The sequence below is a fragment of the Alcaligenes sp. RM2 genome, assembly GCF_052931795.1.
Genome location: NZ_JBRFIO010000001.1, coordinates 645,674 through 658,740, shown reverse-complemented (window position 1 = coordinate 658,740; position 13,067 = coordinate 645,674). Strand labels below are relative to the sequence as shown.

At 55.3% G+C, this 13,067-nt stretch carries 14 protein-coding genes; 10 read left to right on the top strand and 4 right to left on the bottom strand.

Features of this window, described 5'->3' with window-relative positions:
* Positions 1 to 20: 20 nt before the first annotated feature.
* From ACU6HM_RS02995 to ACU6HM_RS02985, 3 genes are all read left to right on the top strand, one after another.
* On the top strand, positions 21 to 1,040 hold the full coding sequence (locus ACU6HM_RS02995; RefSeq protein ID WP_035272329.1) for a putative 2-aminoethylphosphonate ABC transporter substrate-binding protein: 1,020 nt from the start codon (positions 21 to 23) through the stop codon (positions 1,038 to 1,040).
* Complete coding sequence (locus ACU6HM_RS02990) at positions 1,040 to 2,170, top strand: TIGR03364 family FAD-dependent oxidoreductase (protein ID WP_021446490.1); 1,131 nt, start codon at positions 1,040 to 1,042, stop codon at positions 2,168 to 2,170. Before ACU6HM_RS02995 ends, ACU6HM_RS02990 begins: the two co-directional genes overlap by 1 nt.
* Before the next feature lie 325 nt (positions 2,171 to 2,495).
* Positions 2,496 to 3,038, top strand: a complete 543-nt coding sequence (locus ACU6HM_RS02985) for a GNAT family N-acetyltransferase (RefSeq protein WP_060185230.1) — start codon at positions 2,496 to 2,498, stop codon at positions 3,036 to 3,038.
* A 100-nt stretch (positions 3,039 to 3,138) separates the two neighbouring features.
* Here the strand turns inward: ACU6HM_RS02985 and ACU6HM_RS02980 are convergent, their stop codons facing one another.
* Complete coding sequence (locus ACU6HM_RS02980; RefSeq protein WP_223254053.1) at positions 3,139 to 3,381, bottom strand: hypothetical protein; 243 nt, start codon at positions 3,379 to 3,381, stop codon at positions 3,139 to 3,141.
* Between the two features lie 146 nt (positions 3,382 to 3,527).
* On the opposite strand from ACU6HM_RS02980, the gene ACU6HM_RS02975 reads away from it, so the two are divergent.
* From ACU6HM_RS02975 to ACU6HM_RS02960, 4 genes are all read left to right on the top strand, one after another.
* On the top strand, positions 3,528 to 4,190 hold the full coding sequence (locus ACU6HM_RS02975) for a dienelactone hydrolase family protein (RefSeq protein ID WP_446763324.1): 663 nt from the start codon (positions 3,528 to 3,530) through the stop codon (positions 4,188 to 4,190).
* Positions 4,191 to 4,196: 6 nt separating this feature from the next.
* Entirely contained in the window at positions 4,197 to 4,421 is a 225-nt protein-coding gene (locus ACU6HM_RS02970; protein WP_003799391.1) for a DUF3820 family protein, read from the top strand.
* Between the two features lie 99 nt (positions 4,422 to 4,520).
* Positions 4,521 to 5,228, top strand: a complete 708-nt coding sequence (locus ACU6HM_RS02965) for a glutathione binding-like protein (RefSeq protein ID WP_009458889.1) — start codon at positions 4,521 to 4,523, stop codon at positions 5,226 to 5,228.
* Positions 5,229 to 5,544: 316 nt separating this feature from the next.
* A complete protein-coding gene (locus ACU6HM_RS02960; protein WP_247966698.1) occupies positions 5,545 to 6,036 on the top strand; it encodes an OsmC family protein in 492 nt (163 codons plus the stop codon).
* A 6-nt stretch (positions 6,037 to 6,042) separates the two neighbouring features.
* Here the strand turns inward: ACU6HM_RS02960 and ACU6HM_RS02955 are convergent, their stop codons facing one another.
* On the bottom strand, positions 6,043 to 6,909 hold the full coding sequence (locus ACU6HM_RS02955) for a pirin family protein (RefSeq protein ID WP_060185233.1): 867 nt from the start codon (positions 6,907 to 6,909) through the stop codon (positions 6,043 to 6,045).
* Positions 6,910 to 6,988: 79 nt separating this feature from the next.
* On the opposite strand from ACU6HM_RS02955, the gene ACU6HM_RS02950 reads away from it, so the two are divergent.
* Positions 6,989 to 7,636 (top strand): alpha-ketoglutarate-dependent dioxygenase AlkB, encoded by a 648-nt coding sequence (locus ACU6HM_RS02950; RefSeq protein ID WP_446763323.1) that lies wholly within the window; start codon positions 6,989 to 6,991, stop codon positions 7,634 to 7,636.
* An 11-nt stretch (positions 7,637 to 7,647) separates the two neighbouring features.
* On the opposite strand, the gene ACU6HM_RS02945 is transcribed toward ACU6HM_RS02950, so the two are convergent.
* Positions 7,648 to 8,436: a deaminated glutathione amidase gene (locus ACU6HM_RS02945; RefSeq protein ID WP_026483468.1), complete on the bottom strand. Its 789-nt coding sequence runs from the start codon at positions 8,434 to 8,436 to the stop codon at positions 7,648 to 7,650.
* A gap of 1,189 nt (positions 8,437 to 9,625) precedes the next feature.
* Between ACU6HM_RS02945 and ACU6HM_RS02940 the strand changes: the two genes are divergently transcribed.
* A complete protein-coding gene (locus ACU6HM_RS02940) occupies positions 9,626 to 10,798 on the top strand; it encodes an MFS transporter (RefSeq protein WP_009458878.1) in 1,173 nt (390 codons plus the stop codon).
* Between the two features lie 209 nt (positions 10,799 to 11,007).
* On the opposite strand, the gene ACU6HM_RS02935 is transcribed toward ACU6HM_RS02940, so the two are convergent.
* Positions 11,008 to 12,204: an MFS transporter gene (locus ACU6HM_RS02935; RefSeq protein ID WP_031231938.1), complete on the bottom strand. Its 1,197-nt coding sequence runs from the start codon at positions 12,202 to 12,204 to the stop codon at positions 11,008 to 11,010.
* 96 nt (positions 12,205 to 12,300) lie between these two features.
* Here ACU6HM_RS02935 and ACU6HM_RS02930 point away from each other — a divergent pair, with 96 nt between their 5' ends.
* Complete coding sequence (locus tag ACU6HM_RS02930; protein WP_009458871.1) at positions 12,301 to 13,065, top strand: AraC family transcriptional regulator; 765 nt, start codon at positions 12,301 to 12,303, stop codon at positions 13,063 to 13,065.
* The last annotated feature ends 2 nt before the right edge of the window (positions 13,066 to 13,067 follow it).

Below are 13,067 nucleotides of genomic sequence, written 5' to 3'. Positions count from 1 at the left end.
TGTCACAAGGACACTTCTCCATGAAAACCATTGTTCTGAGCTCCTTGGCTGCCGCTTTGATGGGCGCCGCTTCCCTGGCTCAAGCCGCTACGACCCTGACCGTCTACACCGCGCTGGAAGCCGATCAGCTCAAGGCTTACCAGGCTGCTTTCGAGAAAAAGAACCCCGATATCAAGATCCAGTGGGTGCGTGACTCCACTGGCATCATTACCGCCAAACTGCTGGCTGAAAAGAACAACCCCAAGGCTGACGCTGTCTGGGGTCTGGCCGGCTCCTCGCTGGGCTTGATGGCCAGCCAGAACATGCTGCAGCCTTACGCCCCGCAGGGTCTGGACAAGATCGACGCCAAAATGCGCGATCAAAACAACCCACCCAGCTGGGTTGGCATGGACGGTTTTGCCGCCGCCCTGTGCGTGAACACCGTTGAGCTGGAAAAGAACAAGCTGCCCATGCCCACATCCTGGGAAGATCTGACCAAGCCCGAGTACGCTGGCAAGATCGTCATGCCAAATCCCGCTTCTTCGGGCACCGGCTTTCTGGACGTGAGCGCCTGGCTGCAACTGTTTGGTGAAGAAAAAGGCTGGACCTTCATGGATGGTCTGCACAAGAACATCGGTGCCTACACCCACTCCGGCTCCAAGCCTTGCAATATGGCTGCCGCTGGCGAATACACGATTGGCGTGTCCTTTGACTACCGTGGCGCTCGTCTGAAAGAAGAAGGCGCTCCGCTGGAACTGGTGTTCCCCAAAGAAGGCCTGGGCTGGGAAATTGAAGCCGCTGCCATCATGAAAGGCACCAAGAACCTGGAAGCCGCGCAGAAACTGGCTGACTTCTCCGCCAGCGAAGAAGCCAACCACTTGTACAAGACCAACTTTGCCGTGCTGGCCATCCCTTCTATCGCCACGGCTAACCCGCACCTGCCAGCAGACCTGAACCAGCGTCTGATTGACAACAACTTCGTCTGGGCCGCTGAAAACCGCGAGCGCATCATCGAAGAGTGGACCAAACGTTACGACGGTAAATCGGAAGCCAAGAAGTAATGAGCACACAACACTACGATGTCATCGTGGTGGGGGGCGGCATCCTGGGCATGGCACATGCCTGGGCGGCTGCCCGCCGCAAGCTTAGCGTGGCTGTGCTCGAGCGCAGCCACCAGGCCCAAGGCGCCACCATACGTAATTTTGGTCAGGTACTGGTGACCGGTCAGGCGCCGGGCATCATGATGGAACTGGCACGCCAAAGCCGAGGTCTGTGGCTGGATCTGGCGGCACAAGCGGGCTTTCATGTGCGCAGCAATGGCTCGCTGGTCCTGGCACGCAATCACCTGGAACTGGAACTGCTGGAAGACTTTGCCCAAGGCCGTGCCAAGGACGAAGGCGTGGCCTGCCAGATGCTCAGCGGCAAGGAACTGGCGACACTCTTTGAAGGCCGTCTGGGGCATCACCACGGCGCGCTGCAAGGTCTGGATGATTTGCAGATCTACTCGCGCGACGCCCTGCCCGCCATTACCAGCAGCCTGCAAGCCATGGGCGTGGATGTGTATACCCAAGCGCATGTGCACTATGCCCAAGAGGGGCAGGTACACAGCAGCGTGGGCAACTTCACCGCCAACAGCATTTTTGTGTGCCCCGGTCACGACTACAGCAGTCTGCATCGCGAACTGCTCGATACCGTCAAACCGTCGGTGACACGTCTGCAAATGCTGAAAGTGCGTGCACAGGACGCAGGCTGGGCATTGGACCGACCTTTGCTGACAGGTTTGTCCTGCCTGCACTATGGTGCCTTTAGCGATCTGCCTTTGGCAGACACACTGCGCGAGCAAGTACAGCAACGTCATGGCGTCCTGCTGGATCAAGGCATTCATTTGCTGATTAGCCCCACCCCGGACGGGGATCTGATTATTGGTGACTCGCACGACTACGGCCAGCAAGCCAGCCCCTTCAACCAGGAAGAAACAGACCAGTACTTGCTGGCTCTGGCAGAAACCGTGCTGGGTTGCCCGGTGCAGGTGCTGCAACGCTGGCAAGGGGTATACGGTGCAAAGGGCCCGGCTCCATTTTCTGTCTTGCAGGCCGATGGCAGTACGCAAGTGACGGTTATGCACACGGGCTTGGGGATGACCACGGGTCTGGCCATTGGTGAACGCAATATCGCCGCTCGCTACGATTGATTGCTGGACATGGGTGCGTAGGCAAGCAGATCAGCCTTGACCTAGGCAGCAAGAGTGCAAAAAACGCGCAGCCCAGGCTGCGCGTTTTTCTTTTCCTGAGGCGTAGGTCTGGATGCCAGAATCCAGGGCTTCAAACCAGGGGAAATCACGGCATTTTCTTAATGGGAATTTCCCATGAGAAACCCAATAGAGTGGAATAAAATACGCCACACGATAGGCCAGAGCGAGCGCTCTTGAGCTGTAGCCATCCATACACCCGGACCGCCAAGTACCTCGTCGCGATTGGCGACGAAGCCCTGGTCTTCCCCCTGACAGGAAAGGATCAATGAAAGACAGCGAAAGCGGCTTGCGTTTTATAGACTGCAATGAAGAGCAGCATGCAGCCGCTATTTTGGCGATCCTGAACGACGCCATCGTGAACTCCACCGCGCTATACGACTATGTGCCACGCCCGCCCGAAGCCATGGTGAGCTGGTTTGCCACCAAACGCGCCAACGGCTTTCCCGTGGTCGGCGTCATTGACGATGCAGGAACCTTGATGGGCTTTGCCAGTTGGGGCACCTTCCGCGCCTTTCCCGCCTACAAATACACCATGGAACACAGTGTCTATGTGCACCCGGAGCACCGCGGCAAAGGGCTGGGCAAGATTCTGATGCAAGAGCTGATCACGCGTGCCCGTCTGGCCAATGTGCATACCCTGGTAGGCTGTATTGATGCCAGCAATGCGGGCAGTATCCATCTGCATCAAAGCCTGGGCTTCACCCATGCGGGCACCTTCAAGGAAGTGGGGTTCAAATTTGGCCGCTGGCTGGATGTCGCCTTTTACTTGCTGACGCTGGATACGCCTGCCGAGCCAGTCGACGGCTGAAGCCCCCCTCCACGCTACGCCTTGGGGCGGCCCGGCGACAAAAAAAACCATCGCAGGCAGCACGCCGCGATGGTTTTTCATCAAACCGTTCGCCCCTGACTCAGGCGCTGGCTTTCGGCTTTTCGTAGCACACGGCAAAGGCGATCAGGCCCAGCACGATGCTGAAAATGCCCACACCGACTGCCACCCCAGCCACTAGACCCAAACCTACTGCAATAAACACGCCGGGAAAGGCGTAGTTTCGCAACCAGGAAGGTTTCTTGGGAACAAGAAATAGCCCTAAAAACAAGAACCAGGGCATCACAATCGTCCAGAACAGACTGTCCATTAGCACGTCACGCATCATTATTCCATTGAAGTAGGAGGGGCTTGGGCGAGAGCCAGACACCCCCGCCGTTCTGGGTGGATTGTAACCGTCCTGAGGCTGGCCTCCCAGTACGGGCGACTGTTATAAGAGAGAATTATTGTTTTACAGCTAAAGGACACGCCATGAGTACGCTTAGCTTGACCAGCGCAGACCAGCACCGTTTCGAAGCCTATGTCGCAGGCGATGAACAGGCCGAACGCGGCTTGATCGTGTTGCAGGAAATTTTTGGTGTCAATCAACACATGCGCAACACCTGCGAACGCTTTGCCGAGCAAGGCTACCGTGTCCTGTCTCCCGCCCTGTTCGACCGGCAAGAGAAAAATGTAGAGCTGGGCTATACCGCCGAGGACGTGCAAGCAGGTCTGGCACTGCGCAACGGCATTGCGCTTGATAAGACCCTGCTGGATATTCAGGCCTGCGTGGACGCCTTGGGTTCGCGCAAGATTGGTATTGTCGGCTATTGCTGGGGTGGCTCCTTGAGCTGGCTGGCCGCCTGCCGCTTGCAAGGCCTGAAAGCCGCCAGTTGCTGGTATGGTTCGCAAATTGCCCAGAACGCCCAGGAACAGCCCAGGATTCCAGTTCAAATGCATTTTGGTGCCCAGGATCACTCCATCCCTGCCAGCGCCATTCAGACCATTAAAGACGCGCAAAAGGATGTGGCCATTTACGTGTACGAACCTGCCGGGCATGGTTTTGGCTGCGATCATCGCCCCGATTTTCACGAAGCGTCCTACAAACTGGCTCAGGAACGTACACTAGCTTTCTTTGCCGACCATCTGCGTTAAGCCCCCATGCTTGAATCCAGCGACGACCTGCTTGCCCTGTTAAATACCACCATGCCTTACGGCAAATACAAAGGTCGCTTGCTGGCCGACCTGCCGGGACATTATCTGAACTGGTTTGCCCGTGAAGGCTTTCCTTCCGGGCGGCTAGGGCAGCTACTGGCCCTGATGCACGAGCTGGATCACAATGGCCTGAAATCCTTGCTGGACCCCTTGCGCCCGCGCAGCCGCTAAGAGGAACAAATACCTTACTGGGGAGCGGGCTGCGACGGTACGTCTCCGTACAGCTTGCTACTATCAAGAATTCCTCTACACCCCATTGTGAAGGACGTCATGACAATCGATCTCTCCGCATTCCCCATCACCGGCAAATGGCCGGCCCAGCACCCCGAACGCCTGCAACTGTATTCCTTGCCCACTCCAAATGGGGTCAAGGTATCCATCATGCTGGAAGAAATTGGCCTGCCTTACGAGCCACATCTGGTCAGCTTTGAGCGCAACGATCAGCTCAGCCCGGAATTTATTTCGCTCAGCAGCAACAACAAGATCCCGGCAATTCTGGACCCCAATGGCCCCGGCAATAAACCGCTGGCCTTGTTCGAGTCCGGTGCCATCCTGATCTACCTGGCAGAAAAAACCGGCCAGTTGCTCTCTGCAGACCCGGCCCAACGCTATGAAACCCTGCAATGGCTGATGTTCCAGATGGGTGGCGTAGGCCCCATGTTTGGTCAGCTGGGCTTCTTCCACAAATTTGCTGGCAAGGACTTTGAAGACAAGCGCCCCCGCGACCGCTATGTCAACGAATCCAAGCGCCTGCTGGGCGTGATCGACAAGCATCTGGATGGCAAGGACTGGATGGTGGGCAACAGCTACTCCATCGCCGATATTGCCCTGTTCCCCTGGATTGCCAACCTGATCGGTTTTTACGGCGCAGGCGAGCTTGTGGAGTACGAGCAGTTCAAGAATGTGGCCCGTGTTCTGGCCCAGTTTCAGGCCCGCCCGGCAGTACAACGCGGCTTGAACATTCCTGCCCGTGATTGATGGATAAGCAGCGCCAATCAATGCTTATAAGCCAATTTGAAATAGCCCTGCTATCAAACTGGTCTTTTTTGTTTCGCTTGACGCCAGTCCGTACAATTGGCCTCCTAAACATTCTGCGCAAGCGGTACTATTCCGTTTGCCCGGCTTGCTCATCAATCAAAAAACCAGTCTGCTCATAGAGCGGATACAGGCAAATCCACCAGCCTGATGAGCAAGCCTTCAAAGCCCTGGATTCTTTCCAGGGCTTTTTTTTGTATGTACGATTGCCCCCCGCTGCTACTCTTGTGGCTCCTTGCCACTTTGCCTGAGCAGAGCTATGAAAACGCACCACTATGAACTGTTGATCAGTTGGACCGGCAACACCGGAAGCGGCACCCGCACCCTTCGCTCCTACTCACGTAACCACGACGTGATGGCAGTTGGCCTGGAGACCATTGCTGCCTCCTCAGACCCTGCCTTTCGAGGCGACCCAGCCCGCTGGAACCCAGAGCAGCTTTTCCTGGCATCGATTGCTCAGTGTCATATGCTTTGGTACCTGGGAATAGCGGCAGAAGCCGGCATTGTGGTCACGGCCTATGAAGACCACCCTACCGGCATCATGATTGAAGAGGCCAACGGGGCTGGGCAATTCGAGAGTGTTACCTTGCGCCCCTTCGTCACGATCACACCGGACAGTGACCTTGCCTTGTCCAAATCGCTTCACGATCGCGTAGGTGAATACTGCTTTATTGCCCGCTCCATCAACACTCCGATTCACCATGAGGTCACGGTCCACGTACAAGGTCAAACACCTCCACCATCGACGTAAAGAGCATTACACCGCAGGTAAAGGGATGAACTGCTCATCGTCCAGTGGGGGCAGGCTGATGCGACCATTGAGCCAATCGTCCTTGGCCTGCTCGATACGGTCCTTGCGCGAGGACACAAAGTTCCACCAGATATGGCGTGGTCCCAGGGGCTCGCCGCCCAGCAGCATCAAATGGCTGTTTTGCTCGGCCAGGATGCGAGGGCTGTCGCCTTTGGCAAAGACCAGCATCTGACCGGCGCAATAGCGTTGAGCGCCTACCTCCAGCGCGCCCGTACAGATATAAATGGCGCGCTCTTCATGGCCGGTTGGCAAGGGGACAGACTGGCCCGCTTGTACTCGTAGTTCCATATAGAACAAGGGTGAGGCCACACTGGCAGGGCTGCACAGGCCCAACGCCGATCCGGCTATCAGGCGACCTTCCAGGCCCGTGTCCTGAATCAAAGGCAGTTGTTCGGCCTCGTAATGCACAAAATCGGGGTTTTGCTCTTCTTTATGTTCCGGCAAAGCCACCCAGGCCTGAATGCCATCCATACGGCCACCTTGGGTACGCATGGGCTCAAAGCGCTCGGAATGGCTGATGCCTGAACCAGCGGTCATCCAGTTCAAGGCGCCGGGCGTAATCTCTTGTTCCACGCCCAGGCTATCACGGTGTGTCATGGCACCTTCAAATAAATAGGTGACGGTAGACAGGCCAATATGCGGGTGTGGCAGCACATCGTTTTCTGTCCCTACAGGTGCCGTCAGCTCTTGTGGCCCCATACGATCAAAGAAGATAAAAGGCCCCACCATACGCCGTTGGCGAAAGGGCAGAACGCGCCCCACTTCAAATGCACCAATGCTGTGTTGACGTTGTGGAATCAGCAGCTCGACCATAGACACCTCTACTGGGAAGTCGCAAAAATACAATCCCGATTACTATACTCTGGTCACTGCTTTATTCGCCCTATCGCGCATGTCCACGCTCTCCCTGTTTGATCCCGTTCCCGGCAAGGTCCTGACTCTGGATACCGGCCTGATCGCCCTTCCGGGGCTGGCCCTGCCCTATGCCGCCAGCTTGGCACAGGCGGTTCAAGAACTGGTGCACAGCGTTCCTTGGCGGCATATGCAGGTTCCCTCAGGGCATCGTATGTCGGCCGCACAAAGCAGTTGTGGCGACCTGGGATGGATATCGGACGAACACGGCTACCGTTACAGCCCCACGGACCCGCAAAGCGGTTTGGCCTGGCCCGCCATGCCTGCCATATTCAAGGAACTATTAACGCACATTGCCCAGGAGTCGGGCCAGGGCCCTTTTCAACCCGATACCTGTCTGATCAATTACTACGACGAGCAGGCGCATATGTCCTTGCATCAGGATAGAAACGAGCGCGACTTGCAGCACCCGATTGTCTCGGTCTCCCTGGGACGTGAGGCCTTGTTTTTATGGGGCGGCGCAAAACGCAGCGACCCGGTGCGTACCCTGCGACTGCGCGATGGTGATGTGCTGGTCTGGTGGGGGCCATCCAGATTGAATTTCCATGGGGTACGCAGACTGGAGGGCCCGGCCCATCCGGTATGGGGCACAGGCCGGGTCAATCTGACATTCAGAAAAGCAGGCTGAACCCCACTAGTTCAGCCCAGTTCGGGCGGAGCAAAGCGACGGTTTTCCAGTACGGGCAAAATGCGACGGGCATAAGCCAAACGCTCCCGATCCAGATCAACCAAAAGCAATGTGGGAGTTTCTGCCGCCTGGGCCACGATCACACCCAAGGGATCCACCACCAGACTTTGGCCAATATTGCGTTCACCACACTCACCGACGGCCACCATATAGGCCGTATTTTCCAAAGCGCGAGCCGTCGTCAGCACACGCCAGTGGTGTTCCTTCAAGGGACCTTTCAGCCAGGCCGACGGCGCCAGCAAGACTTGCGCCCCGTCCACGCACAAGCGTCGGGCCAGCTCAGGAAAGCGCAGGTCGTAGCAAGTCATCAAACCTACTTTGAAACCGGCCACATCAATCAAGGCGGGGATTTCTGTACCTGGCTGTACATAGCGTGATTCTTGTACCGAGAAGGCATCGTACAAATGAAGCTTGTTGTAATGCGCCAGTACCTGGCCATCGCGCAGCACCACCAAGGTGTTCCAAACCTTGCCTTCTCCGGCCGGGGTATGAATGCAGAACACCACAGTTAAATCAGTATCACGGGTGGCAGCGCTCAGTCGGCTGACAAACTCCCCATCCAGGGCTTGTGCGGATTTCAGGACCACTTCAGGGTCGGCCACATTTCTGGCCAGCACACCTTCAGGCAAAACCAGTAACTGCGCGCCGGAGCGCAAGGCTTGTTCGATCAAACCCAGGCAAGCGCTCAGGTTTTCCTGCGAATCTTTGGATACGGCCATCTGGCCCAATGCAACTTTCATGACCACCTCCTTTACGGTGCTGCCTAAGTGATTCTAACGCAGCCGCCCGCCCAGACCAGCCAGCGAACAAGGGAGAAAAACTGAACACCAGATGGTCAAATGTCAAACCATCCCCGTCGTTCAGCCCCAACAGATCAGCGTCATATTTTTCCACTTCCCATCATGTAAAAATTCGGACACAAACTGCAATTAAAAATAAATTTTTATCAGGTCAATACCCTGAATGCGTTTAACCACACTAAACATTCGGGTCATATCAAAGAATATTTCTACTCAGCTAGCAGGTCAATTAAGCGATCAGGCCCTGAAACAAAGTGTCGTGCGCATAGTGACAAACCCAAACATCAACACGATCAATTTGAACGCTCTATTTCGTCCGTACAGTTCAATTCCATTTATCTTCATAAGCGTGAAACTCAATTGAGCTCAGTTCTCAAGATCGGCTTTAATCAGCAGATATATGATAATGAGATATAAATAACTCTTATATTTGCAATACCATAAACATTATGTAAATCGGCAAAATTGATTCTTTTATTAAGCCGGACAAAATCTCATAGACGGCACAAAAAGACGTTCTTAACTCTGGCAAGCATCTCTGCACCCATCCAGAATTTTCGAGGGCAAATCTCCAATCCAAATATGACCGGACATAATTAGAATCGATAAAACGCGATTAAATAAAAATGAATCAAATCTGGATAAAATCGAGCTAAAAATAATGGGCCAAGTGCAAACCAGCACTGGCCCATTCATGAATTATCCTTGCGACGCCACTTCGTCCGACATGCCCGCCTGTCAAGCTGACAAGCCGCTTTGGCATTGGACTTTCAATGCACTAATGATTGAAATCCAAAATAATCAGAATAAAAAAAACCCCCGATTTCTTGCAAAATCAGGGGAAAGCTACCACAGGAAAATGATTGGATACAAAACACCCAATACCGTGATTCTATATAAAAAACTAAAAAAAATCTGCATACGTTGTTTAGGGCTGACGCTATAGCTTGATAAATTAATTTGTGCTAGGACGTAATAAGAATTAAAAACTTAAAAAGATCTTCAATTCCCTACAGTTACATGACCCTATTCCGTCCTTAGAAATCTTGAGCCTTGCCCCATGACTGCGCGACAATAAGGCCTCTTACGGGTTGGACACACTGCCCTTCTTGATTCTCAGGCGTTTATCTTGTCTTCTTCGCACTCTTCCTTATCCCCCCGCCAGGTTTTACTGGCCATTCTGGCCTTGGCTGTGGGCGGTTTTTCCATCGGCACCGGCGAATTTGTCATCATGGGTTTGCTACCCGATGTGGCCCAGGATCTGGGTATCGATATTCCCACCGCAGGCCACTTGATCAGCGCTTACGCTTTAGGCGTGGTGATCGGCGCTCCGGTACTGGCCGTACTGGGCGCACGCTGGCCCTGGCGTCGTCTGTTAATAGCCTTGATGGGCGCTTATGCCGTAGGCAATTTCCTGACCGTGATTGCCCCCAGCTATGAAACCGTATTGATCACCCGCTTTCTGGCCGGCTTTCCGCATGGCACCTACTTTGGTGTTGCCGCCTTGGTAGCCGCTCGTCTGGTGCCCCCGCATCGCCGTGCACAGGCCGTGGCCTACGTCATGCTGGGTCTGACAGTCGCTACCTTACTGGGCGTACCCATTGCTACCACCTTGGGACAATGGCTGAGCTGGCAGGCGGCCTTTACTTTCGTCAGCCTGATCGCCTTGCTGACCATGGGACTGGTACTGCGCTTTGTGCCCTTCATCCCCGCCAATACGCTGGCCAGCCCCTTGCGCGAACTGGGGGCCCTGAAGCGCAAGCAAGTCTGGTTGACGCTGGGCATAGGCGCAATTGGTTTTGGTGGCATGTTCTCGGTGTTCAGCTACGTAAAATCCACCTTGATGGAACTGGCGGGCCTGTCGGTCAGCGCCATCCCTGTCGTGCTGGCCTTGTTTGGCGTTGGCATGGTGCTGGGCAATTTACTGGGCGCCCGTTATGCGGACCGCTACCTGGATCGCAGCATTCGCCTGGTTCTGATCTGGGCTACCGGCGTGCTCTTGCTGTTCATGATCACGGCCCACCATCCAATCCTTGGCCCCTTGAACATCATGCTGATTGGCACCCTGGTGGCCTTGGGCCCCGCTTTGCAGATTCGCCTGATGGACGTGGCAGGTGATGCCCAAACACTGGCGGCTGCGCTGAATCACTCGGCTTTCAATATGGCCAATGCGCTAGGTGCATGGTTGGGTGGTTTGACGATTGCCGCTGGCTGGGGCTGGACTTCGACCGCCTGGGTAGGTGCCTTGCTGGCCTTGGGTGGCCTGGCCTTGCACACCATTTCGCTGCGCATTAAAGAATAGTCAGACCTCAGAACGGGTGACTCGGAGCAGGCAATTTTGTCGTAGGCGACAGAAACTGAACACAGGAATAGCCTTTGCAAAACTGAACTCTAGTAACCCAAAAAACAAAACGGCCTGTAATTGGATGCCCCTAAGGGTATTTCAATTACAGGCCGCTTTCGTTTGGCCCTCTCTCGAAGGTCCGACTACCTGGCTTTCAGCAATTCAGCTCAGGCTTTGCTTGCTGCTGCGGGGCGAGCCGCCAACCAACCGGCGTAGCCCATTCCAAAGCTGACCAGAATGCACAAGCCCAAGGCCCAGCCCCAGCTATTGAACAGGTCATGCAAACCGCCCATGGCGGGAGGCCCAAACGCGGCCAGCAAATAGCCCATGCACTGCGCCATACCCGACAGGGACGCCGCCTGCGAAGTAGACGTAGAACGTACCCCAATCAAGGCCAAGGCAATCAGGAAAACACTGCCACTACCAAAGCCAAACAGCACCGCCCACAGCAAGGACCAGGACGGCAAGACCAGAAAGCCCACAAAGGTCAGGGTCTGCAACAAGGCACCCGCCAAGGCCACCCCACGCTGGTCGTGCACACGGCTCAACACGGGCATCAGCAGCAAGGCCGGTACGGCGGTAGCCAACTGCATCAAACCATGAATCTGGCCCGCATGATCCGGCTCAAAGCCATAGTTCACCAGCATCACAGGCAACCAGCTGGCAATCATGTAGTAAGCCACCGAGTTCAAACCCATGTACAGGGTGATATGCCAGGCCAGGGGTAAACGCCACACCGAAGAACTGGTTGCCGCGCCAGTGGGCGTATTTTGTGCCGCACGTCGATCCGCTCCCAACTGGGTAGCCCATACAACTACGCTAGCCAATGCCATCACACCGACCACCATCAGGGACGACCAGCGCCAGCTTTGGCCTGTCCACTCCGCCATCGGGACCGCCATCGCGGAGTTGAACGCCGCGACCAGACCCATGAACAAAACGTACAGCGACGTCACAAAACTGATACGCATGGGGAAATGGCGTTTCACCAGAGAAGGCAACAGTACATTACCCAAGGCAATCCCGATAGCCAGCAAACCGATACCGGCAAACAGCTCTATCGTGCCGCCCAGGATACGTACCACCACACCTACCGCAATCAGTACGGAAGCAATAAACAAGGAACGGGACAAGCCCACCACCCGCGCCATGGAGGCGGCCAGCAGGGAGATCACCGCAAAAATGAACAAGGGCATGGCGGTCAGCAAGCCAGCCTGCGTGGACGACAGAGACAGATCTGCCTGGATCAGCTCCAGCAAGGGGGCGATACCCGTGATCGGGGCTCGCAGATTGCCGGCAATCAGCAAGACGCCAATCAACACCAGTAAGGGGTGGGAGAGCCAGGAGAGTCGAGAGAGGGACATGAAGTGTAGCCAGTAGGTGAAAACCCTACTCTATCCTGTTTCGATGCCGACGCAAACAGGATATTATGACAACTTATACCTCAAACCAGACAAAGCATGAGTTTTAGCTCCAATCCGCAGGGCGGGCCTATTTTCAGCATCAAGATGGCGATGGGCAGCAATACTGAAAATCCATTGCATACCCATCCCAATGGACAGCTGATCATGACGCAATATGGCTCCGTCACCCTGCAAACCGACCAGGGCTACTGGATGGTGCCGCCGCTGTGCGCCGTCTGGGTGCCGGTGGGTATCCGTCACCGTGCCCGCGCCGACGATCAGGCCCTGATTCATTTCCTGTACATACAGCCCGGCCTGGATGAACTGCCCGATCACTGCAGCACCCTGGACCTGAGCCCCATGGTGCGCGAGATGATCATTCATTTAAGTGATCTGAATCCCCATTACGAGCCGGGCAGCCAGACGCACCGTCTGGCACTGGTGCTGCTGGAAACCTTGAATCAAATGCCCACCCGGCAGCTGCATGTACCGGTGCCCGAGGACAAAGTTTTGCAGACGATTGCGCAACATATGCTGCAACAGCCCGACTCGCGCCCTACAATGGCCGACTGGGCAAAAGAACTGGCCATGAGTGAGCGCACCCTGGCCCGACATATGCTAAAACACACAGGGATGAGCTTCGGGCGCTGGCGGCAACAATTCATGATTATGCTGGCCCTGCAAAAACTGGGTTCGGGAATGTCCGTAAAGAGCACGGCCAGGGAATTGGGTTACACCTCGATCAGTGCCTTTATTACCGTTTTCAAATCTATTTTGGGCGAAACCCCCAGCCGTTACTTGAGCCAAACCCATTCTTCTTAAGT

Bases quoted from the DNA above. Each gene is read 5' to 3' on its own strand.
- ACU6HM_RS02995 (WP_035272329.1), top strand. From the start codon at position 21: ATGAAAACCATTGTTCTGAGCTCCTTGGCTGCCGCTTTGATGGGCGCC.
- ACU6HM_RS02990 (WP_021446490.1), top strand. From the start codon at position 1,040: ATGAGCACACAACACTACGATGTCATCGTGGTGGGGGGCGGCATCCTG.
- ACU6HM_RS02985 (WP_060185230.1), top strand. From the start codon at position 2,496: ATGAAAGACAGCGAAAGCGGCTTGCGTTTTATAGACTGCAATGAAGAG.
- ACU6HM_RS02980 (WP_223254053.1), bottom strand. From the start codon at position 3,381: ATGCGTGACGTGCTAATGGACAGTCTGTTCTGGACGATTGTGATGCCC.
- ACU6HM_RS02975 (WP_446763324.1), top strand. From the start codon at position 3,528: ATGAGTACGCTTAGCTTGACCAGCGCAGACCAGCACCGTTTCGAAGCC.
- ACU6HM_RS02970 (WP_003799391.1), top strand. From the start codon at position 4,197: ATGCTTGAATCCAGCGACGACCTGCTTGCCCTGTTAAATACCACCATG.
- ACU6HM_RS02965 (WP_009458889.1), top strand. From the start codon at position 4,521: ATGACAATCGATCTCTCCGCATTCCCCATCACCGGCAAATGGCCGGCC.
- ACU6HM_RS02960 (WP_247966698.1), top strand. From the start codon at position 5,545: ATGAAAACGCACCACTATGAACTGTTGATCAGTTGGACCGGCAACACC.
- ACU6HM_RS02955 (WP_060185233.1), bottom strand. From the start codon at position 6,909: ATGGTCGAGCTGCTGATTCCACAACGTCAACACAGCATTGGTGCATTT.
- ACU6HM_RS02950 (WP_446763323.1), top strand. From the start codon at position 6,989: ATGTCCACGCTCTCCCTGTTTGATCCCGTTCCCGGCAAGGTCCTGACT.
- ACU6HM_RS02945 (WP_026483468.1), bottom strand. From the start codon at position 8,436: ATGAAAGTTGCATTGGGCCAGATGGCCGTATCCAAAGATTCGCAGGAA.
- ACU6HM_RS02935 (WP_031231938.1), bottom strand. From the start codon at position 12,204: ATGTCCCTCTCTCGACTCTCCTGGCTCTCCCACCCCTTACTGGTGTTG.
- ACU6HM_RS02930 (WP_009458871.1), top strand. From the start codon at position 12,301: ATGAGTTTTAGCTCCAATCCGCAGGGCGGGCCTATTTTCAGCATCAAG.